This is a genomic window from Variovorax sp. EBFNA2, from assembly GCF_033802765.1.
GTDB classification, from domain to species: domain Bacteria; phylum Pseudomonadota; class Gammaproteobacteria; order Burkholderiales; family Burkholderiaceae_C; genus Variovorax; species Variovorax paradoxus_H.
In genome coordinates, this window is the sequence record NZ_CP138497.1 from 14,110 (window position 1) to 35,602 (window position 21,493).

21 protein-coding genes are annotated in these 21,493 nt (G+C 64.3%); 8 read left to right on the plus strand and 13 right to left on the minus strand.

Going from position 1 to position 21,493, the window contains the following annotated elements; all coding sequences use genetic code 11:
• Positions 1-442: 442 nt before the first annotated feature.
• From RZE79_RS30510 to RZE79_RS30525, 4 genes are all read right to left on the minus strand, one after another.
• Positions 443-754: a type II toxin-antitoxin system RelE/ParE family toxin gene (locus RZE79_RS30510; RefSeq protein ID WP_319361985.1), complete on the minus strand. Its 312-nt coding sequence runs from the start codon at positions 752-754 to the stop codon at positions 443-445.
• Positions 751-1,053: a YlcI/YnfO family protein gene (locus RZE79_RS30515; protein ID WP_319361986.1), complete on the minus strand. Its 303-nt coding sequence runs from the start codon at positions 1,051-1,053 to the stop codon at positions 751-753. Before RZE79_RS30515 ends, RZE79_RS30510 begins: the two co-directional genes overlap by 4 nt.
• Positions 1,054-1,714: 661 nt before the next feature.
• A complete protein-coding gene (locus RZE79_RS30520) occupies positions 1,715-2,497 on the minus strand; it encodes an SDR family oxidoreductase (RefSeq protein WP_319361987.1) in 783 nt (260 codons plus the stop codon).
• On the minus strand, positions 2,494-2,823 hold the full coding sequence (locus tag RZE79_RS30525; protein ID WP_319361988.1) for a nuclear transport factor 2 family protein: 330 nt from the start codon (positions 2,821-2,823) through the stop codon (positions 2,494-2,496). The genes RZE79_RS30520 and RZE79_RS30525 overlap by 4 nt, the downstream gene beginning before the upstream one ends.
• 99 nt (positions 2,824-2,922) lie before the next feature.
• Here RZE79_RS30525 and RZE79_RS30530 point away from each other — a divergent pair, with 99 nt between their 5' ends.
• Both RZE79_RS30530 and RZE79_RS30535 read left to right on the plus strand, forming a co-directional pair.
• A complete protein-coding gene (locus RZE79_RS30530; protein WP_319361989.1) occupies positions 2,923-3,822 on the plus strand; it encodes a LysR family transcriptional regulator in 900 nt (299 codons plus the stop codon).
• Between the two features lie 401 nt (positions 3,823-4,223).
• Positions 4,224-4,493, plus strand: coding sequence for a hypothetical protein (locus RZE79_RS30535; RefSeq protein WP_319361990.1), 270 nt, complete (start codon positions 4,224-4,226; stop codon positions 4,491-4,493).
• A gap of 290 nt (positions 4,494-4,783) precedes the next feature.
• Here the strand turns inward: RZE79_RS30535 and RZE79_RS30540 are convergent, their stop codons facing one another.
• A complete protein-coding gene (locus tag RZE79_RS30540) occupies positions 4,784-6,049 on the minus strand; it encodes a HAMP domain-containing sensor histidine kinase (RefSeq protein WP_319361991.1) in 1,266 nt (421 codons plus the stop codon).
• On the minus strand, positions 6,046-7,611 hold the full coding sequence (locus RZE79_RS30545; RefSeq protein ID WP_319361992.1) for an ATPase domain-containing protein: 1,566 nt from the start codon (positions 7,609-7,611) through the stop codon (positions 6,046-6,048). Before RZE79_RS30545 ends, RZE79_RS30540 begins: the two co-directional genes overlap by 4 nt.
• A gap of 121 nt (positions 7,612-7,732) precedes the next feature.
• Here RZE79_RS30545 and RZE79_RS30550 point away from each other — a divergent pair, with 121 nt between their 5' ends.
• Positions 7,733-8,095: a hypothetical protein gene (locus RZE79_RS30550; RefSeq protein WP_319361993.1), complete on the plus strand. Its 363-nt coding sequence runs from the start codon at positions 7,733-7,735 to the stop codon at positions 8,093-8,095.
• 290 nt (positions 8,096-8,385) lie between these two features.
• A complete protein-coding gene (locus RZE79_RS30555; protein WP_319361994.1) occupies positions 8,386-8,664 on the plus strand; it encodes a hypothetical protein in 279 nt (92 codons plus the stop codon).
• 302 nt (positions 8,665-8,966) lie between these two features.
• On the opposite strand, the gene RZE79_RS30560 is transcribed toward RZE79_RS30555, so the two are convergent.
• The 3 genes from RZE79_RS30560 to RZE79_RS30570 all read right to left on the minus strand — a co-directional run bounded on the left by RZE79_RS30560 (position 8,967) and on the right by RZE79_RS30570 (position 12,320).
• Positions 8,967-9,827 (minus strand): prephenate dehydratase, encoded by an 861-nt coding sequence (locus tag RZE79_RS30560; RefSeq protein ID WP_373696595.1) that lies wholly within the window; start codon positions 9,825-9,827, stop codon positions 8,967-8,969.
• Positions 9,828-10,115: 288 nt separating this feature from the next.
• The gene (locus RZE79_RS30565; protein ID WP_319361995.1) at positions 10,116-11,066 is read right to left on the minus strand and encodes a zincin-like metallopeptidase domain-containing protein; all 951 of its coding nucleotides are present in this window, start codon (positions 11,064-11,066) and stop codon (positions 10,116-10,118) included.
• A 951-nt stretch (positions 11,067-12,017) separates the two neighbouring features.
• Positions 12,018-12,320 (minus strand): YlcI/YnfO family protein, encoded by a 303-nt coding sequence (locus RZE79_RS30570; protein ID WP_319361996.1) that lies wholly within the window; start codon positions 12,318-12,320, stop codon positions 12,018-12,020.
• Between the two features lie 126 nt (positions 12,321-12,446).
• On the opposite strand from RZE79_RS30570, the gene RZE79_RS30575 reads away from it, so the two are divergent.
• Entirely contained in the window at positions 12,447-12,908 is a 462-nt protein-coding gene (locus tag RZE79_RS30575; RefSeq protein WP_319361997.1) for a carboxymuconolactone decarboxylase family protein, read from the plus strand.
• A 75-nt stretch (positions 12,909-12,983) separates the two neighbouring features.
• On the opposite strand, the gene RZE79_RS30580 is transcribed toward RZE79_RS30575, so the two are convergent.
• Together RZE79_RS30580 and acs are read right to left on the minus strand one after the other, a co-directional pair.
• Positions 12,984-13,181, minus strand: a complete 198-nt coding sequence (locus RZE79_RS30580) for a hypothetical protein (protein WP_319361998.1) — start codon at positions 13,179-13,181, stop codon at positions 12,984-12,986.
• Between the two features lie 163 nt (positions 13,182-13,344).
• Positions 13,345-15,345, minus strand: coding sequence for an acetate--CoA ligase (gene acs / locus RZE79_RS30585; RefSeq protein ID WP_319361999.1), 2,001 nt, complete (start codon positions 15,343-15,345; stop codon positions 13,345-13,347).
• Positions 15,346-15,643: 298 nt separating this feature from the next.
• Between acs and adh the strand changes: the two genes are divergently transcribed.
• Together adh and RZE79_RS30595 are read left to right on the plus strand one after the other, a co-directional pair.
• Entirely contained in the window at positions 15,644-17,164 is a 1,521-nt protein-coding gene (gene adh, locus RZE79_RS30590) for an aldehyde dehydrogenase (RefSeq protein ID WP_319362000.1), read from the plus strand.
• Between the two features lie 11 nt (positions 17,165-17,175).
• A complete protein-coding gene (locus RZE79_RS30595; protein WP_319362001.1) occupies positions 17,176-17,583 on the plus strand; it encodes a DUF779 domain-containing protein in 408 nt (135 codons plus the stop codon).
• 19 nt (positions 17,584-17,602) lie between these two features.
• Here RZE79_RS30595 and RZE79_RS30600 read toward each other — a convergent pair whose 3' ends face one another.
• Positions 17,603-18,448, minus strand: a complete 846-nt coding sequence (locus tag RZE79_RS30600; protein WP_319362002.1) for a transporter substrate-binding domain-containing protein — start codon at positions 18,446-18,448, stop codon at positions 17,603-17,605.
• A 27-nt stretch (positions 18,449-18,475) separates the two neighbouring features.
• Positions 18,476-19,015 (minus strand): cytochrome c-550 PedF, encoded by a 540-nt coding sequence (pedF, locus tag RZE79_RS30605; RefSeq protein ID WP_319362003.1) that lies wholly within the window; start codon positions 19,013-19,015, stop codon positions 18,476-18,478.
• A gap of 242 nt (positions 19,016-19,257) precedes the next feature.
• On the opposite strand from pedF, the gene RZE79_RS30610 reads away from it, so the two are divergent.
• The gene (locus RZE79_RS30610) at positions 19,258-21,390 is read left to right on the plus strand and encodes a sigma-54-dependent Fis family transcriptional regulator (RefSeq protein WP_319362004.1); all 2,133 of its coding nucleotides are present in this window, start codon (positions 19,258-19,260) and stop codon (positions 21,388-21,390) included.
• The last annotated feature ends 103 nt before the right edge of the window (positions 21,391-21,493 follow it).

The window sequence follows — 21,493 nt, forward strand, 5'->3', positions numbered from 1 at the left end:
TGCCGATATTTGGAATCTAATTTATCCGGGATTCGCAGGTTTGAACCAACCTGCGTGAGCTAACGAGGTACTCGGTTGGCTGCAGCTCTACAGACAACAAGGCGACGAAGGTCGCAATACGGAGCCTGCATGGGGAGAGTTTCACCGCATGAACAGGAGTTGCGATACGGCACGAATAACCCACTGCCGCGACAACCGGCTCCATTATAACTTCGATCGACAATTAATTTCGATCATTAGTCTTTTTGATGCTAAGGGCCACTTCGGCACGCCCGCTCCACGTTGCAGCCTGTGCTCCAGTTTCACTTTCTTCGGCCGACGCGAGGCAAACAAAGTGGGATGGCACGCCTGAAACTCGCCGCCTCTCGGGCGATGTACCGGACAGTGACCGCGCACATGGGTAACAGGTTCTCAATGCCCGACGGCGTGGACGACCTCATGGTCAGTGATAGTCGTCCTCTCGCTGATGTCGGATGGCAGACACCACGATCTCGCGTTCACTGACGATATGGAACAAGGCAACGTAGCCCGAGGCACCGAATGGAATGACGAGTTCTCGCTCCAATCGGTCGTCGAAGGCAATTCGGCAGGTGAAAGGATTGGACTCCAGGATGCGGAACTCTCGCCGGATAGCCAAGAGTGCGCGATCGGGCAGTTCCCAGTCGCCGTGCTGGAGAGCAACCTCGAGAAGAAAGGCTTCAAGGCGCTGCAGATCCTCCAACGCGTCGCGCGTCAAGCGAACAACGTATTTCACGCGCGCCGTTTGGAGATGCCACCACGTCCCTTTTCGGCAGCCTTGCGCGCGATGTCGATCCGAGACTTCATCGCATCGAGCACATCGTCTGCCACATAGGACTCGCCTGATTCGAGTGCATGGGCAAGCGAGGCGCGTCCACGCGCCACGAAATCTTGCTGTGCCTTGCGGCGACGAGCAGCATCGGTCGCCGCCTGCTCGACAAAATGCGACAGCGTTTCGCCTTCGAGCAGCACGCCCTCTATCTGTTCTCGAACGGCAGCCGTCACACGAATCGGGGGAAGTTGAGCCGTCTTCATGACCGAATTGTATAGCAATTGCTATGCATCATCCAGTTGCAGCTTCACGGCAGACACGTGCTTCATTAATACGGTGCGTTCTCAAGCTGAAGCGTCGGCGAGTGCAAATGCCAGCCCCATAAACATCGCCCCAGTCAGCCTCTCCGCAAACTGCTAGATGTCAGAGTCGAAGATCGAACGCAGCCTGCGAGTGCCTGCTGGGGGTGCGCTTGGACCCGGGAACTTCATACCAATCGCGGTCAGTCTTGGGTCGGAAACCGCCCTGGGCCAAAGCCCATGTTTCGAGGCATTCCCAACGTCAGATATGCGCTGGTTAGGCAGACGCGGGTCGTCTACGAGTTCGACGAAAGCCTGGTGCTGATTCACATGCTCATCCACACCAGAAGGGATTTCAGAACCCACCTCTTCAAGCGACTGTTCAATCAGTAGTCGGCCCTGCAAAAATCACCAAGACGCGGTGCGGGTTGACTCGAGCACCATCGCGACGATTCCGTCCGTCGCGACTTGCCGCACGTCCATACGGTTGCGGCCCCGTGCAGCGATGACCGGGGATTCGGCAACACGAAGTGATCGAGCACCGGCACGCCATGAGCGCGCTAATCCCCTGTCAACGGGCGCGGGTGACGCATGATGCCGCCGTGTTGAATCCCCATCCCTCCACCTAGACCGTCGGCACAGTCCCCCCGTCGATCGAGTGCTCCGAGCCGCAGATCGAGCCTGCGCGCGGCGACACGAGGAACGTGATCAGATCGGCAACCTCTTGCGGCCTGGCCGGCCGGCCCAGCGGAATGCCACCGAGCGATTGCATGATGATTCGCTTGCCGCCCTCGTAGTCCGTGCCGGCCTGGTCCGCCAGCCGCTCGGCCAGCGCCACCGACGCCTCGGTCTCGACCCATCCGGGCGACACGCGCAGCACGCGCACGCCCTTGGGCGTCACTTCCTTCGACAACGCCTTGCTGTAGGTGGACAAGGCCGCCTTGGCCGCGGCATACGCGGTGGTGGATTCCGGCAATGGCAGCAGGCGCTGGATCGAGCTGACGTGGACGATGACGCCCGAACCTCGCGCGAGCATGGCCGGCAGCAGCGCGCGATCGAGTCGGACGGCCGGCATGAGGTTCTGGTTCAGTTCGGCGAACCACTGCGCATCGTCCAGGGCCGCGAAGCCGCCGCCCGGTGCGCTGGAGCCGCCGACCACGTGGACCAGGATGTCGAGGCCGCCCCAGTGCTCGAGCACCGAATGCGCCACCTTGGCGGCGCCTTCGGCCGTCGACACGTCGGCGGTGACGTGGATCACGCCCTGCGCCGCCCGCACAGGTTCTGAGCGGGCCGTGGTCATCACCTGTACACCGGCATCGAGCAGGGCCTGGACCACAGCGGCGCCCACACCTTTGGTGCCGCCGGTGACCAGCGCTCGCTGACCGTGGAGTTGAAGATCGAAGCTCATGCCGTGATCTCCAGCGACGCGATCAGGCCGCGTTCGAGGCCAAAACGATATTGAAGATCGACCGGACTGCCAGGGAAATCGCCGGCCACATGCGCGCTGACGACCTCCACGTCCTGCGCGTGGTCCAGCGCAAACGGCTCGACCGTGTAGACGTACTTCGTGGAGGCATCGCGCTTCCATGCCTGGATGGCCGGGCGACCGACATGGGTGTGGCCTTCGTCCTTCACGGTGGCCTGCGGCGTGAAGCAGCGGGCCACGGCCTCGGCACTGTGCTGGTCCGCAGCGAAGTAGGCGCTGATGGGCGCGGGAAGGATCAGGGTGCTCATGGTGACGACTCCTAGGATGAGAAGCCGTCAGGATGCGCGTGCGAGACCATGAAGTGAATCTCCTAGAATCTTCATGAGCTATGAAGAGGACGATACACAATGCGCGGATCGGATTTTGCCGAGCTCAAGGCTTTTGCCGCCGTGGTGGAGCGCGCGAGCTTTGCCCGGGCCGCTGAGCATCTGGGGCTGTCCGCTTCCGCGCTGAGCCAGACCATCCGGCAGCTCGAATCGCGGCTTGGTACGCGGCTGCTGAATCGCACCACCCGCAGCGTCGCGCCCACGGCGACCGGGGCGCAGCTGTACGGGCGCATCGCGCCGCTTTTTCAGGACATGGCCGATGCCGTGAACGAAGCCAGCGCCATGGCAGGGCAGGCGCGCGGCACCCTGCGCATCAACACCCTCGGGATGGCCGTCTGGCAGGTGGTCGGCCCGCGCCTGGGCCGCTTCCATAGCGCGCACCCGCAGGTCACGCTGGACATCGTGGTCGACAACGGCCTGAGCGACGTCGTCGCGGGCCGGTTCGATGCGGGTATCCGCGTCGGGGGCAAGCTGGAGAAGGACATGATCGCCGTGCGCTTGACGCCGGACGTGAAGATGGTGGCCGTGGCATCGCCGGACTACCTCGAGCGTCGCGGCACACCACGCGCACCGTCCGATCTGCACGAACACGCCTGCATCAACTGGCGGCTGCAGGACGACGGGAGTGCCTACCGCTGGGAGTTCGAGAAGAAGGGCAAGCGGATCGACGTGGCGGTGGAAGGACCCCTGGTCACCAATCATTCCGACACGGGCGTCGCCGCCGCCGTGCAAGGCCTGGGCATCGCCTATGCCTTCGATCGCGAACGTGTGGATGCACTGCTTGCCGAAGGGCAGCTGGTGCAGGTGCTTGCCGACTGGTCCGTCACGCGGCCCGGGCTGTTCCTGTACCACCCCAGCCGTCGCCACGTCCCTGCGGCGTTGCGCGCCTTCATCGACTGCATGCTGGACAAAGACGCCTGAGCGGATTTCTCCTCCCGGGGCGTTCGCACAGGGCCAGGATCCAAGTCGATCGCGCGAACGTCTGCAGCGGCCACCGAAACCCCCTTCGTGGACGGTCAGCAGCAGCGTGGTCTTGTCGCTCCGGCCTGCAAGGGCGCGAGGACGATCTGCGCATCCACGGCAGCGCTCACGGCATCACCGCTGGAGCGATCCGAGCAGCTGTCCCACAGGTCGACCCGGGCAAGGACCACCGATGAGCAAGCAGGAAGCCCTAACCTCGTCTACAACAGAAAGCTCAGGTTTTGCCGTGGCCCTCATCGCTTTCCTCGTGGAAGACAACAAGACGATACGTGATCAATTAATTCCAACGCTTGAGGAATTGACGATGGCGCGCGTGGTCGACACCGACCGAACTCGACGCCTTGCACTGGCTGGAAGAACACAACGGAACCTGGGATATTGCGGTTGTCGATCTCTTCCTGAAAACGGGGTCCGGTCTTGGTGTACTGCGGGGTTGCGAAGGCAGGAAGCCTCATCAGCGTGTTGTGGTCCTCTCGAACTATCCAACGGCGGAGATGCGAACGCAGTGTCTGGCTCTGGGCGCAGATGCCGTCTTCGACAAATCGACCGAGCTGGAAGGTCTTTTCAGTTTCATGGAAGACATGCGCGGCGGCCAAGCCGGCCCGTCATAGAAAGTGCTGCCATGCGCGCCGCGCATCAAAATGCCGATGCGCCGAGCAAGTACTCAATGAGCCTGCGCCATTCGCTTGCCTGAGGGACGTGCGCCTTGGAATACGGGCAAAACGCCCAATGGCGCATTCGCAGGCAAGGCTGAGCGGTGCAAGGGCCGCTCGATTCGTCTTCGCAGTGGAACAGCCTTCGCGCAGCGCAGTGCCTGAGCGTGACGCCGCTCACGTTCGCCGAGGAATCCACCGGTTTCCAGCTTCCTGTGCGACGGGCCGGTCCCGGCGCGCATCGCTGCCTATGGTGCGTCGGTTGCCGGCGGCAAATTCACTGGCAGCGTGACATGGAACGTGGCCCCAGCATGAGGGCCGGCACTTTCCACACGGATCGTCCCGCCGTGGTGCTCGACGATGTGGCGCGCGATCGAAAGTCCAAGGCCCAACCCTTGGGCGTTCGCCTTGAGCTGCTTCGTGAAGGGAGTGAACACGTGCGGGAGCAGCGCTGCTTCAATGCCGCTGCCCGTGTCCGCCACTGACACGGTGTACGTCTGCGCGTCGCGATGCAACCGCATTTCGATGCTTCCGGACGCCGGGGTGAACTTGACTGCATTGGACAGAAGATTCCAGAACACCTGTTGCAGACGATGCGGGTCGGCAATGAGTGGCAGCTGGCCAAGGTCGGCCAGCTCTGGCATTGCGAGGGAAATCTGCTTGGCCTCAGCATGCGCCGCCACGGCGGAGACCGCGGCCTTGAGGATGTCGCGAAGCGACGCAGGGTGCATGTCCATGCGCAACTGCCCGGTGCGCGTTCGCGCCGCCTCGATGAGATCTTCGATCAACCGTGCTTCGGTATTCACGTGGTGCTTCATGTTAATCAAAGAGGCCCTGATGGCCTCCGGATCGGCGAGCGCACCGCGCAGCAGGATATCGATTCGCATGCCAATCACCGACAACGGCGTGCGAAGCTCGTGCGACACACTGGCAAGAAAGACCTCGCGCAGTCGACTGAGCTCTTGAAGGCGCTCGACCGCCTCGGCATGGCGGACCGTGGACTCGATCATGGTCTCGAGCAGTTCGGTATACACCGTCATGCGCGACTCGGGAACGGGTGACTCCAGGCGCACCTCCCCCCAAAGTCGTGCACCGTTGACACCGAGCAGGCGCCCGATGCGCTCGCATCCCAGCGGCGTCCCGAAGGTGACGAACGCCCATCCATACACGATGACGCCACGCACCTGGCCCCCCACCAGCAACGGGACGGCCTTTAGGCGCAGCTCGTCGCCTGCACTGGCGCTCCCGGCTTCGCCCGTCGCAAGTACCTGCGCGGCGAGCTCCCGCTCGATCTTGTCGCCCAGGCGTCCCTCATCCCATATACCTGCGGTAGCCAGCAGGCGCGCGACTTTCGACGAGGCAAATGGCCCGGCCTGCCTTTCGCAGTCCAGGTCGTAGGCGCTGACGCAAAGCTCGGTCGCCGCAGCGAAACGCGCCAAGGCATGACGCCAGCCCTCCCAGTCCAACCCCGTGGGTCGGTTCTCAGGGCTCCTGGCGTCGGCGCTGACGTTCACTTGGTCGTCTCGGGCGGCAACTCCGGCGAATCCGGCAACGCCTTGCCATGCGCGACAGCGTCCTCGATCACCGGGCTCTTGCGCGACGGCGAACGCGCCAGCAGTCCGTAGTAAGAAGAGAACGGCAACTGCGGCACGGGCGCGGCGTCCTCTTCCTCGGCCGCCGATTCGTCGAGCAGGGAGATGCCCCCAGCTCCGATCACGTACTCGCGCGTCGTCTGGATGTTCTTGCTCCCGCGCACCTTCGGCACGGCGATCGCACGGCGCAGGCGCGTGGAGATTTCCACGTAGCTCAGCAAGATGATGTTGTCGACCAGGTGCGAACCCTTGAGCTCCTGACTGATCTGCGAGACGCCCAGGAGTTCGGGACTCTCGTAGTTGAAGAACGCCGTCGCGAGCCGGCCCTTGACGAAATCAGCCAGCGCATAGAGAAAGTCGGAGGCCTGGTCCGGACTCGCCATCTCGTAGACGGCCACCGAGTCGAAGACGATGCAGTCGATGCCTTCCTTCTCCACCAGTTTCGTCACCCGGTCGAAGTGCACGTCCAGCTCCAGCTCCAGGGGCGATTCGTAGTGGATGAAGAGCGAGCCCTGCTGCACGAGGCCCTCCAGGTCGAAGCCCAGGCTGGCCGCGTTGCGGACCAGTTGGCGCGGATGCTCGTCCAGGGTCACCAGCAGCGCCCGCCGTCCGGCCTGTACTGCCGTTGTGAGAAACTGCACGCCCAGAACCGTCTTACCGGTACCGGAGATGCCGGTGACCATGGTGATCGAGCCCTCGTAAAGCCCGCCGGCCATCATCACGTCGAGCGCGGCGCATCCCACGGACACGCGTTCGCTTGACGTGGGTTGGTCCTCATCGACCTTGGGCCGCGACTGGGCACGCCGATACACGTGAATACCGGCGTCGGCCTCGATGCGCATCGAATGGCTTCCGCTGATGAAGTCCTGGCCGCGCGACTTGACGACCGCCAGGGTCCTGTGAACCCGGCGACGCACTTCGCTGCGGGTCAGCGAGATGATGGTGTCGAAGACGAATCGCTCGTGTGCATGGGCCTCGAACTTCGTTTCCGCACGTTCTGCGGTAACGAGTGTCGTCACGCCGAGCCGGGCGAGACCTTCGACAAGCAAATGAACATCCTCGCGAAACGGCTTGTCATTGGCCTCGGCATAGAGCCGAAGCGGCGTCAGACCATCGATCATCAATCTGCGCGCACCGATGGCGGCCAGCTCTGCCGTGAAAGCGCCGTCGGCGGAGCGGAATTCATTGAGGAGAACGGCCGGCGAGGTCTGGATGATCTTGACCTTGCCCTCATCGATGAGCCGTTGCAGGTCCCAGTTGAACCCCTTGGCGTCCCGCAACAGCTTTTCGGGATCGAGTTCGAAGGAGACGATCACGCCGGGTTCGTCGTACAGGGCTGCCCCCGCGTGAATGAAGCCCAGTCCCAGGGTCGTCTTTCCGGCGCCAGGCGCGCCTTCCACCAAGATGTTGTTGTTGCGTTGAACACCGCCCAGAAGTACCTCGTCCAATCCTGGGATCCCGGTGCGCACGGGGTCTTGCTTCATCTCGTCCCTTCCTTGAATCTCCGTTTTTGAGAAGACAACTTTACCCTTAGGTACATCTTCCCTGGGTAGGACGTTGCGGATTTCGCAGACGCAGGGGGCGCCTTGCGGGCCGGATAGTGGCATGCATCAGATTGGGGCCATTGCAATCTTCAGTGCTGCTTTGAAGGCCACTGTGCAGGCGCGCCGTGTCACACTGCTTGGCTTTGCACGAAAGAGCATCATGTCCCAACTTGCGGTTCAGGAAGCGATCGCCACGCTCACAGGAGATGGCCGTGACGTGGGCGTTGAAGCGGTGGCAGTCACGCTGTACAACGGCATCGTTCTCAAGGGAATATTCAAGTACGCCGCCGAGCAGCGCACGGCCTGCGTGACCGGTTCGTCCACAGCCTTGGGCGATGCCAATACGCATGTCAGCACATTCTTCGATTTGGAAGACGTCGTGAGCTTCACCTATGCGGAGAAGAACCAGCGCATCGAGTACTGAAGGCGAGGGCTCTTCCAGACGATTGGTCTGAAGCTATCGACGTGGCTGCTGGGTCCTGTCGCGCCAACCGCGCCACGCCTGCATGCGTATTTCGCCCGATATGGAGTAGCCCGTTCCATCGGATCCGATCACGCGTTCCATTTCTACTCGGCCGCCGGTTCCGGTCGAAGCGAGTCACCGATCCCACCCACCGCTGTTTGCCTTGCGACTTCAACCTTGTATCTCTGTGTCCTTCCTCTCGTGAAGTAAAGTCAGATGTCCTCAACACGGAGCCCGCAAGGGAAGACGAAATGATCACACCGGAAGAGGAAACGGCAACGGCAACGGCTTCGGCTGCCAACGTTCTTGGGACGGAGATGGCGCTGACCGCAGCGTTGAGAGCGCTCATCAAGACGCACCCCCAACCCGCCCTGCTGGCGCAGGAACTGACGCAACAGCGGCAGTTTTCGCAGGCTCACCTGGAAGCGAGTCCAGTCCCGGAAAAAGCGCTGATGGGCTTCGAGCTGACATGGGCACTGATCCTCGATCAGGATCCGGCGCAAGAAGTGCGCCTTGTGCCCGCCCAGTAGACACAAGAAAACGACGCGGGGGCGCAGCCCCCGCGCCGCGTGTTTTCTCGCGCACGAATTCATCACAGCGCATCGCTCGACCGCGACTCTCATCGCGCAACTTCAGCGGGGCGAAGCGCGTTTGCGAAAGTCGTGCGGCCGCCCGGCACGCCCAGACCCTCTGGTACACCACGAGGTCGTCCAGGTCCTTTCACCTGGCCTGGGTCGAGCATCTGCAAAGCGCGAGAGATGACTGGCTCTCTTTCGAGCGCAACTCGATCCGCTGCGTGAATCGAGCGCCCTGCGTGTGCCTCAATGGCGTATCAATATCTTCGAGGATAGGAGCCGAGAAGTCGGAACTCCGAATGGCCCGCCAGCAGCCGCACGATCTTCGGCTGCGAGGCATGGCCCACGACGTCGACGACATACCGGTGCCCGTCCAGTGATTTCTTTCCCGGGCGTTCGTAGAGGGCCAGGACCTGGACCGATCGCGTGAGCGCCTGCAGCGACCGCTGCAAACCTGCCTCATCCACGGTCAGCAGCAGCGTGGTCTTGTCGTTGCCGCTGGGTGCAGGCAGCCCTCGCCCCAGCACCCACCAGCGCGTCGTGTTGTGGGGTCCCTCCTCGATGCCGTCGACGATCGGGGCAAGGCCGTAGAGCCTTGCCGCGCTCGGCGGCCCCATCGCTGCGATGTCCGACGTCGTCCCCTCCGCCACCGATTTCGCGGCGGCGCCGCCGCTTGTCGCGGGACGGCGTTCGACATCCGGCATCTGGCGGTCGAGCCAGGGCTTGACCTCCTCCAGCGCCACCGGATGCGCAAGCACGGCGCGGATGTCCTCCTTGCGGGTGCCCGGCTTGGCCAGCAGGCTGTAGCCCAGGGCCTTCGGATACTCGCCCACCACGTGCACGGCATCGAGCGCCAGCACGTCGTCGAGGTAGGGCGTTGCCCCGACCACCGAGGTCGTGACGGGCACGCAGGCCTTGTCCACGGTTTTCTCGTCCAGGGCCTTGAAGAGCGCCTGCCTGTCGAGCGCGACCAGGTTCGTGTCGCCGAACAGGTCCATGCAGGCTTGGTGGGTCCAGCTGCCCGCCGGACCCAGGTAGGCGATCTGGGCACTGGTGAGGCAGGACACACCCATGGTAAGCATGGCGATCGTGACGGCGCGCAGGGAAAAGGGTTTCATGCGTTTGAAGGTCCGGCAGCAAGAACAAGGAAGAAGCCAAACGCACCGACCGCCAGCGCGCACCACGATCGCATCGCGATCCCGGCGCTGGAAGTCCGCACGTCTTCACGACGGAAGGCGCGATGATCCGGACAGCTAACGCGCTGCGCAACGCTTGCGCCGCATGCACTTTTCCGAAGGCCGCCCCGCTCGGATTCCCGACGCAGGCAGCCCTCGCGTTGCATGACGCGCAACAAGCCTGCATCACGGCCGAATGTGCGGACAGGCTCTGGGAGGCTTCGGCGGCCTTCATGCATCCTTTGCACTCGCCGCGAACGCCTCGAGCGCCGGCATCTCCCGCGCCACGATGAACGCGAAGGCCTCCTGCGCCAGGCGCGCCGCGACGAAGATCGCCGTGCGGTCCCCACGCAACAGCTTCAGCCAAGCCTCGATGTAGGCCGCATGCCCCTGCACCGTGGCATCAACCAGCCCGCAGTGGCCCATCACGAAAGCACTGCCGAGCTCGGCCACGAGTTCCTCGAAGGCATATGCCGCGTCGCCGAAGCGCTTCCCGAAGCGCCGGTTCAGCCGCGCAGGATGACCGGTCCAATGCACCAGCTCGTGCAGCGCCGTCGCGCACTGTGCCTCGGCACTCCTAAACTGTCGTGGCCAGGGAAGCCGGATCTCATCGAGTGCCGGCAGGTACGCCGCTTGGTCGAAGCCGTACCGGATCGTCGCGTCGCAGCCCCCGAGCAAGCGCACCGCCCGCTCTACCGCGCCCAGCGAGCCCATCGGCGGAGCAATCCCCAGGTCCACGACCTCGAGCGGCAGCCCGTCGATTTGCGCCAGGTTGAAGAGCCAGAACGGACGGCACACCAGCAAGCCCGCACGCGCGCCGGAGCGTCCCGCCACAGCGTCCTCATCCGCACCACCTTGGGAGACGACTTCATCATCGGCCTCACGGCGACCTTCACGCGCCCTGCGCTCGAAGTGCGCGCACAGCACGCCGCGCTCGCCCTTGCGCACCTGGGCACCGAGGCTGTGCGCCTGCCGGTAGGTCATCCACACGTTGGACGCATAGCCCGCTTCGATCGCCGCCTCCCAGAGCAGCAGCACGTTCGCGCCGTGGTAGGCCGCCCCGGTCTTGCCGTTGCGCGGCACGCCACGCGCCGCCGCCCGCGTCCAGCGTTCACGGAACACATGGCCTCCCTGCCCCAGCATCGCGACGATGCGGTCCGTCACGACCTGCCGCACGTCCATGAGCTCGTGGCCCCGCGCAGCGATGCCTGCAGCGCCATCACCCCCGGCCATTGCTTGGGGTGCGTCAACAGGAGATACGGGCGAAGCGCGCGAAGCCATGGCGTTGCCCGGAGGATTCGGGCGGCCCGCAGCGCGCGGACTGGAACTGGACATCGAACGAGCATGCATGGCTGGGCCTTTCTGCGGCACGTGCCGCTGTGTGGTTGAACATCTGCTTTCGCAGCCGCCTCGACGCATGAACAGCGCGCGACCAGGGGCGATGTCCAGGGACCGCCCGCAAGCCGCAGCCGAGCGCAGCGAGGACCGGGTGAGGACGGTGGCGAAGCCCGCAGCCCTGGACAGCGGCCCGCGCGCGCTATGCGTCGGCCAAGAGGCGGCTTCGGATGCGGAAGCAACGTGCACAGGCCGCACACAGGGAAGCCATCATCCGCGGCGCGACTTGCAAAGGCGCGCCATCCAGGCCGCTGAGACGCGTAACCGTTGCACGCCACGAAGTGCCGCTCACACAATGGGAGGCCTGGCCGGTTCTGCTGTGAATGCACGGCCACCTGACGCACCCGATCGGGGGCTGACGATGACCCCAGCGATTCAGCAGCCAAGCCAACGCTTCGAGTCCGAGATTGAGTTCGCCACGCAAGCGAAGTTGCACGAGACCGTCGCGGGCAAACCGCGAGGCGGCCTTCAGCGAAGAGTACACAGCTGCGGGCCGCGGCTCAGTGTTGGGTGCGCAGAACTGGCCCGCTAGGACCGCGTGCCACGTTTCGTGTCGCAGCAAGCCCTACGCTGCGGCTTCATTTTTTCTCAGGCCCACGCGAGGCGAAACAAGATGGGATAGCACGCGTGACCCTCGCTGTCTCCCGGGCAATATATTGGACAGTGACTGTGCACGTAAGGTTCTCACACGGCGCTGCAGATCCTCCAACGTCTCGCGCGTCAAGCGAAAAACCTATGTCACGCGCGCCGCTTGGAGATGCCTCCACGTCCCTTTTCGGCAGCCTTGCGCGCGATGGCGATCCGAGACTTCATCGCATCGATCACCTCGTCTGCCGCATAGGACTCACTCGATTCGAGGGCATGGGCAAGCGAGGCGCGTCCACGCGCCATGAAAACTTTCTGTGCCTTGCGGCGACGAGCAGCATCAGTCGCCGCCTGCTCGACAAAATGCGACAGAGTTTCGCCTTCGAGCAGCACGCCCTCAATCTGTTCTTGAACGGCAACCGTCACCCGAATCGGTGGAAGTTGTGCAGTCTTCAACGCTCAACTGTATGGGGACTGTAGTGCGCCGCGCCAATGCGCCGATCCGATTTTCAGCAGTGCCTTGTCACAAACCGGCGGACCGCAACGTCTTGCCTGCCCTCAACACTGACGAAAGGATTCCAGATGTCTGCACCCCGATTCAACTACCACGCCCTCGCACCGAAGGCCGCCCGCGCCGGCACCCAGTTCTCCCAGGTTGCCGGCAGCACGCTGGACAGGCGCCTGCGCGAACTGGTGAACCTGCGCATCAGCCAGATCAACGGTTGCGCGTTCTGCATCGACATGCACTGGACCGACCTGCTCAAGCAGGGCGTGGAACCGCGCCATGTGAATGCCGTGGCCGGATGGCTCGAGGCATCGCGCTTTTTCAGCGATGCCGAGTGCGCGGCGCTCAACTGGGCGGAAGCCGTCAATGCCATCCCGCATCGCGCGCCCAGCGATGCGGACTTCGAGGCGGTACGACGCCACCTGAGCGACGCGCAGATCGCGGACCTCACGTTTCAGGTGGGCGCCATCCGATCCTGGAACATGCTCAATGCAAGCTTTCACACGCAAGTGCCCGAGACGCCCTATGCGGTCGAATGAGCCTGCGGGCGCAAGGTGCCGGCGGCCGACGGACGGCGCGCGTTCGGCGTCAGAGGCTCGGCACGACCAGGGCCATCACAGCGCCCGCCTGAAGTCGAGCGCAGCGCCGCGCAACCACTCGACGAAGCACTGCACCGGCCGACGCGGCGTCCCCGCCGCCCTTTTCTGCAGCAGGTGATAGCGGTACGGCCCGGTGACCGCGGCACACTGCGCCAGCGCGAGGGCCAGCGCACCTTGTGCAACGGCGTCGCATGCCAGTACGTCCGACGCCATCGCCACGCCACGCCCCCCGTCGATTGTTCCGGAATGCCTCGAACCCGTCGTGTGAAAGCACCATCGCAAGCACGTCGCGGCGTGCGCCGGGCGCACCGTGCTCGACCAGTACCTTCACCGGCCCCGCGCTTCGCGCTCACCGGTCTTGCGGCCGGCTCCTCAATCAGTTCGTCTCGGACAACTGATCCAGGATCGCCGGATTCTCCAGCGTTGACGTGTCCTGCGTGATCGCCTCGCCCTTGGCAATGCTGCGCAGCAGGCGCCGCATGATCTTGCCGCTGCGCGTCTTGGGCAGGTTGTCGCCGAAGCGGATGTCCTTGGGCTTGGCGATGGGGCCGATTTCCTTGGCGACCCAGGCACGCAGTTCGTTGGCGATCTGCTTGGCCTCTTCACCGGTCGGGCGCGAGCGCTTGAGCACGACGAAGGCGCAGACGGCCTCGCCGGTCACGTCGTCGGGACGGCCCACCACCGCGGCTTCGGCCACCAGGTCGGTCTTGGACACCAGCGCCGATTCGATTTCCATCGTGCCCAGGCGGTGGCCCGACACGTTGAGCACGTCGTCGATGCGGCCCGTGATGCGGAAGTAGCCGCGGTCGGCACTGCGCACCGCACCGTCGCCGGCCAGGTAGATCGTGCCGCCCATCTCTTCGGGGAAGTAGCTCTTCTTGAAGCGCTCGGGGTCGTTCCAGATGGTGCGGATCATCGAAGGCCACGGCCGCTTGATGACCAGCATGCCGCCCGCGCCGTTGGGCAGGTCCTTGCCGGTCTCGTCGACGATGGCCGCCATGATGCCCGGCAGCGGCAAGGTGCACGAGCCCGGCACCAGCGGCGTGGCGCCCGGCAGCGGTGTGATGACGTGGCCACCCGTTTCGGTCTGCCAGAAGGTGTCGACGATCGGGCAGCGCTCGCCGCCGATATTGCGGTGGTACCACATCCATGCTTCAGGATTGATCGGCTCGCCGACCGAACCGAGGATGCGCAGGCTGGTCAGGTCCCAGTTCTTCGGGTGCACTTTTTCGTCGCCTTCGGCCGCCTTGATGAGCGAGCGGATGGCCGTGGGGGCGGTGTAGAACACGCTGACCTTGTGCTTCTCGATCATTTCCCAGAAGCGGCCCGCATGCGGGAAGGTGGGGATGCCTTCGAACACGACCTGCGTGGCGCCGGCCGCGAGCGGGCCGTAGGCGACGTAGGTGTGGCCGGTGATCCAGCCGATGTCGGCGGTGCACCAGAACATGTCTTCGGGCTTGATGTCGAAGGTCCAGTCCATCGTGAGCTTGGCCCACAGCAGGTAACCGCCGGTGGCGTGCTGCACGCCCTTGGGCTTGCCGGTGGAGCCCGAGGTGTAGAGGATGAACAGCGGGTGCTCGGCATTGACCGGCACCGGCGCGCACTCGGTGCTCTGGCCTGCCTGCGCTTCGGTGAAGGTCTTGTCGCGGCCCTCGACGCGGTTCCACGCGGTGGGGGTGCGCTCGTACACGAGCACGGTCTTGAGGGTGTCGCAGCCGCCCAGCGCAATGCCGTCGTCCACGATGGCCTTCAGCGGCAGTTCCTTGCCGCCGCGCAGCTGGTAGTTGGCCGTGATGACGGCCACGGCGCCCGCGTCGATGATGCGTTCCTGCAGCGCCTTGGCCGAGAAGCCGCCGAACACCACGCTGTGGGTGGCGCCGATGCGCGCGCAGGCCTGCATGGCGACCACGCCTTCGATGGTCATCGGCATGTAGATGATGACGCGGTCGCCCTTCTGGATGCCCTGCGCCTTCAGCGCGTTGGCGAACTGGCTCACGCGGGCCAGCAGTTCCTTGTAGGTGACGCGGGTGACGGCGCCGTCGTCGGCTTCGAAGACGATGGCGGTCTTGTGCTCGACGGGGGTGCCGATGTGCTTGTCCAGGCAGTTGGCGCTGGCATTGAGCTCGCCGTCACCGAACCATTCGTAGAACGGCGCGTTCGATTCATCGAGGGTGCGGGTGAAAGGCTTGGTCCACTGGAGGTTGTCCTTGGCCAGCCGGGTCCAGAAGCCCTCGAAGTCCTGTTCGGCCTCCTTGCACAGCGCCTCGTAGGCGGCCATGCCGGCAATGCGGGCGCCTTCGGTGGCGCGGGCGTCGGGCGGGAACACACGGTTCTCGACGAGGACGGATTCGGCTGCCTTCGGTGTGGGGGTTGTCATCGCTCTGTATGCCTCTTTTGAGTTTGTGTGATGGCACATCAGCGGCAATTTCCGTGCCGTTCATGACGGGGAGTTTTCACCCAGACGAACACGATCGGGCTGATGCAATCTGGAGCAGTGCTCCGCGGAGGCACATCGCGTGCCTCGCGCCGGTCGGCCCGACCGAGTGCAGCTGGAACGCCAAAACTCCTTTCGCAGCAACCACTTGCGTGTGCGGTCATCCACAGCCTCGATGCTGGCCTGTCAATTGCGAAGAAGTTCGTGCGTTTTATCCCTCAACTGCAACGGAGACGAATTCATGGACATGGCTGAAATGCGCAACCTGGGTATCGCCAACCCCTTCAAGAAACAGTACGGCAACTACATCGGAGGCCAGTGGCTGCCTCCGGTCGATGGCCAGTACTTCGACAACCTGACCCCTGTCACGGGCCAGGCGTTCACCAGCATTCCGCGCTCCAACGCGAAGGACATCGAAGCCGCACTCGACGCGGCGCACAAAGCCAAGAACGCATGGGGCCGCACGTCGACGACGGAGCGCGCCAACATCCTGCTGAAGATCGCGGACCGGATGGAGCAGAACCTGCAAACATTGGCCGTGGCCGAGACACTGGACAACGGCAAGCCGCTGCGCGAGACGATGGCGGCCGACATGCCACTGGCCATCGATCACTTCCGCTACTTCGCTTCGTGCATCCGCTCGCAGGAAGGCGGGATCAGCGAGATCGATCACGAGACCTATGCCTACCACTTCCACGAACCGCTCGGCGTCGTCGGTCAGATCATTCCGTGGAACTTCCCGATCCTCATGGCCGTGTGGAAGCTCGCGCCGGCGCTGGCTGCGGGCAACTGCGTGGTACTGAAGCCGGCAGAGCAGACGCCCGCGTCGATCCTGGTGCTGGTCGAGATCATCGGCGACCTTCTGCCGCCGGGCGTACTCAACGTCGTCAACGGCTTCGGCCTGGAAGCCGGCAAACCGCTGGCCTCGAGCCCACGCATCGCCAAGATCGCGTTCACCGGCGAGACCACCACCGGCCGGCTGATCTCGCAGTATGCGAGCCAGAATCTGATCCCTGTCACGCTGGAACTCGGCGGCAAGTCGCCCAACATCTTTTTCGAGGATGTGCTCGCGGCCGACGACGCCTTCTTCGACAAGGCGCTCGAAGGCTTCACGATGTTCGCACTGAACCAGGGCGAAGTCTGTACCTGCCCGAGCCGCGCACTGATCCAGGAATCGATCTACGACCGCTTCATGGAACGCGCGATCCAGCGTGTCGAGGCGATCACGCAAGGCCACCCGCTGGACACGGCCACCATGCTCGGCGCGCAGGCGTCCCAGGAACAGATGGAAAAGATCCTCTCGTACATCGATCTGGGCAAGCAGGAAGGCGCGCAGTGCCTGACCGGCGGCGAGCGCAACGTGAAGCGGGGCGAGTTGGCAACTGGCTATTACATCAAGCCGACCGTGTTCAAGGGCCACAACAAGATGCGGATCTTCCAGGAAGAAATTTTCGGTCCCGTGTTGTCCGTCACCACCTTCAAGACCGAAGAAGAGGCACTCGAGATTGCCAACGACACGCTCTACGGCCTGGGCGCCGGCGTGTGGAGCCGCGACGCTAACCGCGCGTTCCGCATGGGCCGCGGCATCCAGGCCGGCCGCGTGTGGACCAACTGCTACCACCAATACCCGGCGCACGCGGCCTTCGGCGGCTACAAGCAGTCGGGCATCGGCCGCGAAAACCACAAGATGATGCTCGACCACTACCAGCAGACCAAGAACCTGCTCGTGAGCTACAGCCCGAACAAGCTGGGCTTCTTCTGAGCGAGCCCTCCATGCCGTCCGCTACGCCACTGCATGACACGGTCGCCGCCGTTGTCAGTCGCGTGTCCGTGACGCCGGCCGCGCAGGCGCTCATCGAGCGCCTGCGCGCGGAGCATGGTCCGTTGATGTTCCATCAATCGGGCGGCTGCTGCGACGGCAGCGCGCCGATGTGCTTTGCGCTGGGCGAGTTCATCACAGGCGATACCGATATCTGCCTCGGCGAAATTGCGGAAACGCCGTTCTACATGAGCCGGTCGCAGTTCGAGTATTGGGAGCACACGCACCTGATCATCGACGCGGTGAAGGGCAACGGCGGGATGTTCTCTCTCGAACGTCCGACCGGGCTGCGCTTTCTCACGCGCTCACGGCTGTACGACGACGCGGAGTGGCAAGCGCTGGAGGCACAAGGCCGGCCTTGAGGCCGGCTCTTGAGCCTTCTCAGGCCGCCTGCCAAGCGACGTTGGCGCGCTCGAAGATCTGGCCCAGGCGCCCGCTGGCAGCCAGGTCGCTGACGCCGGCCTGCAGGGCCTTCGCAAGCTCCGTCGCGTCCTTCTTGACCGCCAGTCCCACGGCCCAGCCATTGCGCGGCGCGCGCGGCGACGGAAGCGGCGCGATCGCGAAGCGCGCATCGCCGCGCAGCACCGACTCCACCTCCGATGCCAGGCCGGCCGCCGCGGCGACCTCGCCACGCTGCAACGCACGGGCGGCCTCCGCGCCATCCTTCCACTGGGTGTTGAGCTGGCCTCGGTACGCACCGCCGTCGGCACCGATCATCAGCCACCCTGCCAGGGTCTGCCCCGGCACGGCGACCTTCGCATCGCCCAATCCGGAAAGGCTCTCTAGTTGCGGCAGGCGGTCGAGGCGCCGCGCCAGCACCACGCGTTCGCGGTAGTACGGCGCGAAGATCGTTGCCTGCGGCGTGTCGTCAATCAGCGGCTTGTCGACAGGCACGTGCATCAGCACGTCGGCCGGTCCGAAGCCCAGGTAGTGCCCACGCCAGACCATGTTGCGCAGGTCGTCGCCCATGTTCTCGTCGGCATGGAAGGCCAGCATCGACAGCTTGAGGTTCAACGTGTCCGCCAGCGCCTGTGCCAGCTCGACGTCGATGCCCTTGCCATCGACATGGAACGGCGGCATCTCCTTGTACAGCGCCACGGTGAGCGTGCCGCGCTCGCGGATGCGCTCGAGCGACGCGGCGCCGCACGCGAGCGAGGCACCCGCCAGGGCAGTTGCGCCGAGCCAGCGCAGGCAGTCTCGGCGCGAAGACATGTCTTCGTAAGTCATGAGGGTGTTCCTTGGCCGTGGGCACCGTTACATCGGCTTGTCGCGACGGGTCTCGAGATAGGCCTTGATCGACCAGATCGCCTCCTGGCTCATCATTCCCTCGAACGGCGGCATGTAGACCGCGCCGTTGCGGGTGCGGCCATGGCGCACGGTGGTCAGGAAGAACTCGTCCATCTCCTTGATGCAGGCGGCCTTCTTCGCGGCGTCCTTCAGCGCAGCGCAGTCGTTGTCGAGCTTGCGCAGATCCGGGGCAATGCCTCCGGAGATCGCCTCGATGCCATGACAACGCGCGCAGTTCTGGTTGTAGCCGGAGGTGCCTATCCTGACCGCGGTCGCATTGCCCCGGTACGGGTTCTCGGCGCGCCACTCCTTGCCGAGCGAGGGCAGACCGGTGGTGTCCACCTTTTGCGGCGTCACGTCGCCATGGGCCCAGGCTAGCGAGGTGCCAACGATGCACGCAGCTGCGCCGAGCAGCACGCCCGCCCTGCGAACAAGCCGGGCCCGAGGTGCGACCGCGTGTTTCCAGGTGTTCAACGCCCGTCGCGCGCGTGGATGAAAAATCTTCATGTCAGTCTCCTGTTCATTTCAAAGTGAGAACGGGACGGACTGCGCAATCGCTGTGCCACCTGCCAGGTGTTTCAAGCGGGAACACAAATTGCGTGAAATACCTCGTCATGGCATCCTTCATAGTTGCCTCAGCCGGCAACGAAGAGACAGGGGCACCTTCCGATGTACCAAAACGGAACAGTGACACGACACGATGATTTCGAATAGAACACCTGCCCGATCAGAGGCAGAGGAGACAAACAATGATTGACTCCCACCGTGCGCCCGCCAAATCCTGGACAACGCCCGCGGCGCTGCCCATCACGCAGCAGCCCGCGCGCACAGAAAAGATCGAACAGTGGCATCAGCGCTGCTCGGCGCTCGGGTTGACCCGCGTCGAGCGACCCGACTTCGAACCCTTGTTGCGTACCGACCTCGCCGTGGCCCGCGAGCGCAACCAGCGCCTGTTCACCCATGCCGCACCTGTGATGGAAATGCTCTTCGAGCAGATCGTCGACACGGAAAGCATGATCGTGCTGGCCGATGTCTCGGGCACCATCCTTCACTCCGTGGGCGACGACAGATTCCTGCAGCGCGCCAACAAGGTGGCACTGACGCCCGGCGTCAACTGGGCCGAACACTCCAAGGGCACCAACGCCATCGGCACTGCCCTGTTCGAAGAGGCGCCCACCGTCGTTCACGGCGGCGAGCATTTCATTCACGCGAACAACTTCCTGACCTGTTCGGCCGCGCCGATCTTCGATCCGCGCGGCAACATGCTCGGTGTGCTCGACGTCACCGGTGACCAGCGCTCCTACCACCGGCACACCATGGGCTTGGTGCGGATGTCGGCGCGCATGATCGAAAACCAGTGGCTGTCGGACGACTATGGCAACCGCCTGAGGCTGCACTTCCACAGCCGTGTCGAGTTCATCGGCACGCTGCTCGAGGGCATCATCGTCGTAGGTGCTGACGGAAAAATCCTGGGCGCCAATCGCAGCGCGCTCGACCAGCTCGACATGAGCAGCGCAGCGTTGCGGATGCACAGCCTGGCCAGTCTGTTCGGCACCACCGCGCCGGCGGTCTTTGACCACTTCCGTGCCCCGCTGCCCACGCCGATGATGCTGTGTCTGTCCAACGGTCGGCAGTTTCATGTCAATGCACGATTCACCGGGTTGCAGCGTTCGATGGTCGTGGAGAGCTTTCCGCAGACGGCCATCGATGTGATCGTCAATCCCCGGGGAGCGCCCGCCGAAGGCGCGAAACGCTCCGGTTCGCTGGCCGTGGACGCGGCCCGATCCGCCGACGGCACGCTGTTCTCGGGGCTGCATTACCTGAATACCGGCGACCCTCAGATCGCAGTGTTGATCCAGAAGGTGCAGCGCGTGATCAACCGCGACATCCCTTTGCTCATCCTGGGTGAGACTGGAACTGGCAAGGAGCTGCTGGCGCGCGCGGTGCACCAGGACTCCGACCGCGCCAAGCAGCCCTTCGTTGCCGTCAACTGCGCGTCGATCCCCGAATCGCTGATCGAAGCCGAACTGTTCGGCTATGAAGAAGGCGCTTTCACGGGCGCGCGCCGCAAGGGCGCGATCGGACGCATCGTGCAGGCCAACGGCGGCACTCTGTTCCTCGATGAAATCGGCGACATGCCGCTGCCCCTGCAGGCACGCCTTCTGCGCGTGCTTCAGGAGCGCCGCGTCACGCCCCTGGGCAGCCTCAAGTCGATCGCGGTCGACATCGCGGTGATCGGCGCGACGCACCGCAAGCTGCGCGACATGATCGAGGCCGGCTCGTTCCGCGAAGACCTGTACTACCGCCTGAACGGCCTCGTCGTAAAACTTCCCGCGCTGCGCGAACGCCACGACCTCGACGTGGTGGCGCGCCGCATCCTGCTGGCCGAGTGCCCGCATGCCACCCCCGACATCAGCCCGCAGGTGATGTCGCTCTTCAAGTCCTATGCCTGGCCGGGCAACGTGCGGCAGCTCGCGAACGTGCTGCGCACGGCGTGCGTCATGGCCTCAGGCGAACGGCAGATCGTGGAGCACCATCTCTCGGATGACTTCCTGGAAGACGTGCGCAGCACGCGCCATGTCCACCAGCGCGTCGACTCGCCATCGCTGCCCGTGGCGCAGGCCGAGGCGGCGCCGTTGCCCGCGTGGCCTGCTGCCCAGGCGCACACGGCGGCGATGGACGCGCCCACCATGGCGCCCGGCATCCCACCAGCGGCCCCCACAACCCCGCTCGAGGCGAGCGTTTCACGCACGCTCGGCGAGGCGGAAGTCGAGCTCATCCGCAATGCACTGGCGGCGGCTGACGGCAATATCTCCGTCGCATCCAAGCGCCTGGGCATCAGCCGCAACACGATCTACCGCAAGCTGCGCTGGGCCAAATAGCGCGCACCCGCGCGCGCCGCAGTAGCAAGGGTCATCCCTGTACCGCCATCGCACGGCGCTGTACCAACCTGGAGCACTGCACACCCGCACCCCGGCTGGGCGG

Coding starts and splice junctions, on each gene's coding strand:
- RZE79_RS30600 (WP_319362002.1), bottom strand. CDS start 18,448: ATGACTTACGAAGACATGTCTTCGCGCCGAGACTGCCTGCGCTGGCTC.
- adh (WP_319362000.1), top strand. CDS start 15,644: ATGGACATGGCTGAAATGCGCAACCTGGGTATCGCCAACCCCTTCAAG.
- RZE79_RS30555 (WP_319361994.1), top strand. CDS start 8,386: ATGATCACACCGGAAGAGGAAACGGCAACGGCAACGGCTTCGGCTGCC.
- RZE79_RS30575 (WP_319361997.1), top strand. CDS start 12,447: ATGTCTGCACCCCGATTCAACTACCACGCCCTCGCACCGAAGGCCGCC.
- acs (WP_319361999.1), bottom strand. CDS start 15,345: ATGACAACCCCCACACCGAAGGCAGCCGAATCCGTCCTCGTCGAGAAC.
- RZE79_RS30525 (WP_319361988.1), bottom strand. CDS start 2,823: ATGAGCACCCTGATCCTTCCCGCGCCCATCAGCGCCTACTTCGCTGCG.
- RZE79_RS30560 (WP_373696595.1), bottom strand. CDS start 9,827: ATGAAACCCTTTTCCCTGCGCGCCGTCACGATCGCCATGCTTACCATG.
- RZE79_RS30515 (WP_319361986.1), bottom strand. CDS start 1,053: ATGAAGACGGCTCAACTTCCCCCGATTCGTGTGACGGCTGCCGTTCGA.
- RZE79_RS30580 (WP_319361998.1), bottom strand. CDS start 13,181: ATGGCGTCGGACGTACTGGCATGCGACGCCGTTGCACAAGGTGCGCTG.
- RZE79_RS30520 (WP_319361987.1), bottom strand. CDS start 2,497: ATGAGCTTCGATCTTCAACTCCACGGTCAGCGAGCGCTGGTCACCGGC.
- RZE79_RS30530 (WP_319361989.1), top strand. CDS start 2,923: ATGCGCGGATCGGATTTTGCCGAGCTCAAGGCTTTTGCCGCCGTGGTG.
- pedF (WP_319362003.1), bottom strand. CDS start 19,015: ATGAAGATTTTTCATCCACGCGCGCGACGGGCGTTGAACACCTGGAAA.
- RZE79_RS30565 (WP_319361995.1), bottom strand. CDS start 11,066: ATGGACGTGCGGCAGGTCGTGACGGACCGCATCGTCGCGATGCTGGGG.
- RZE79_RS30610 (WP_319362004.1), top strand. CDS start 19,258: ATGATTGACTCCCACCGTGCGCCCGCCAAATCCTGGACAACGCCCGCG.
- RZE79_RS30595 (WP_319362001.1), top strand. CDS start 17,176: ATGCCGTCCGCTACGCCACTGCATGACACGGTCGCCGCCGTTGTCAGT.
- RZE79_RS30550 (WP_319361993.1), top strand. CDS start 7,733: ATGCATCAGATTGGGGCCATTGCAATCTTCAGTGCTGCTTTGAAGGCC.
- RZE79_RS30545 (WP_319361992.1), bottom strand. CDS start 7,611: ATGAAGCAAGACCCCGTGCGCACCGGGATCCCAGGATTGGACGAGGTA.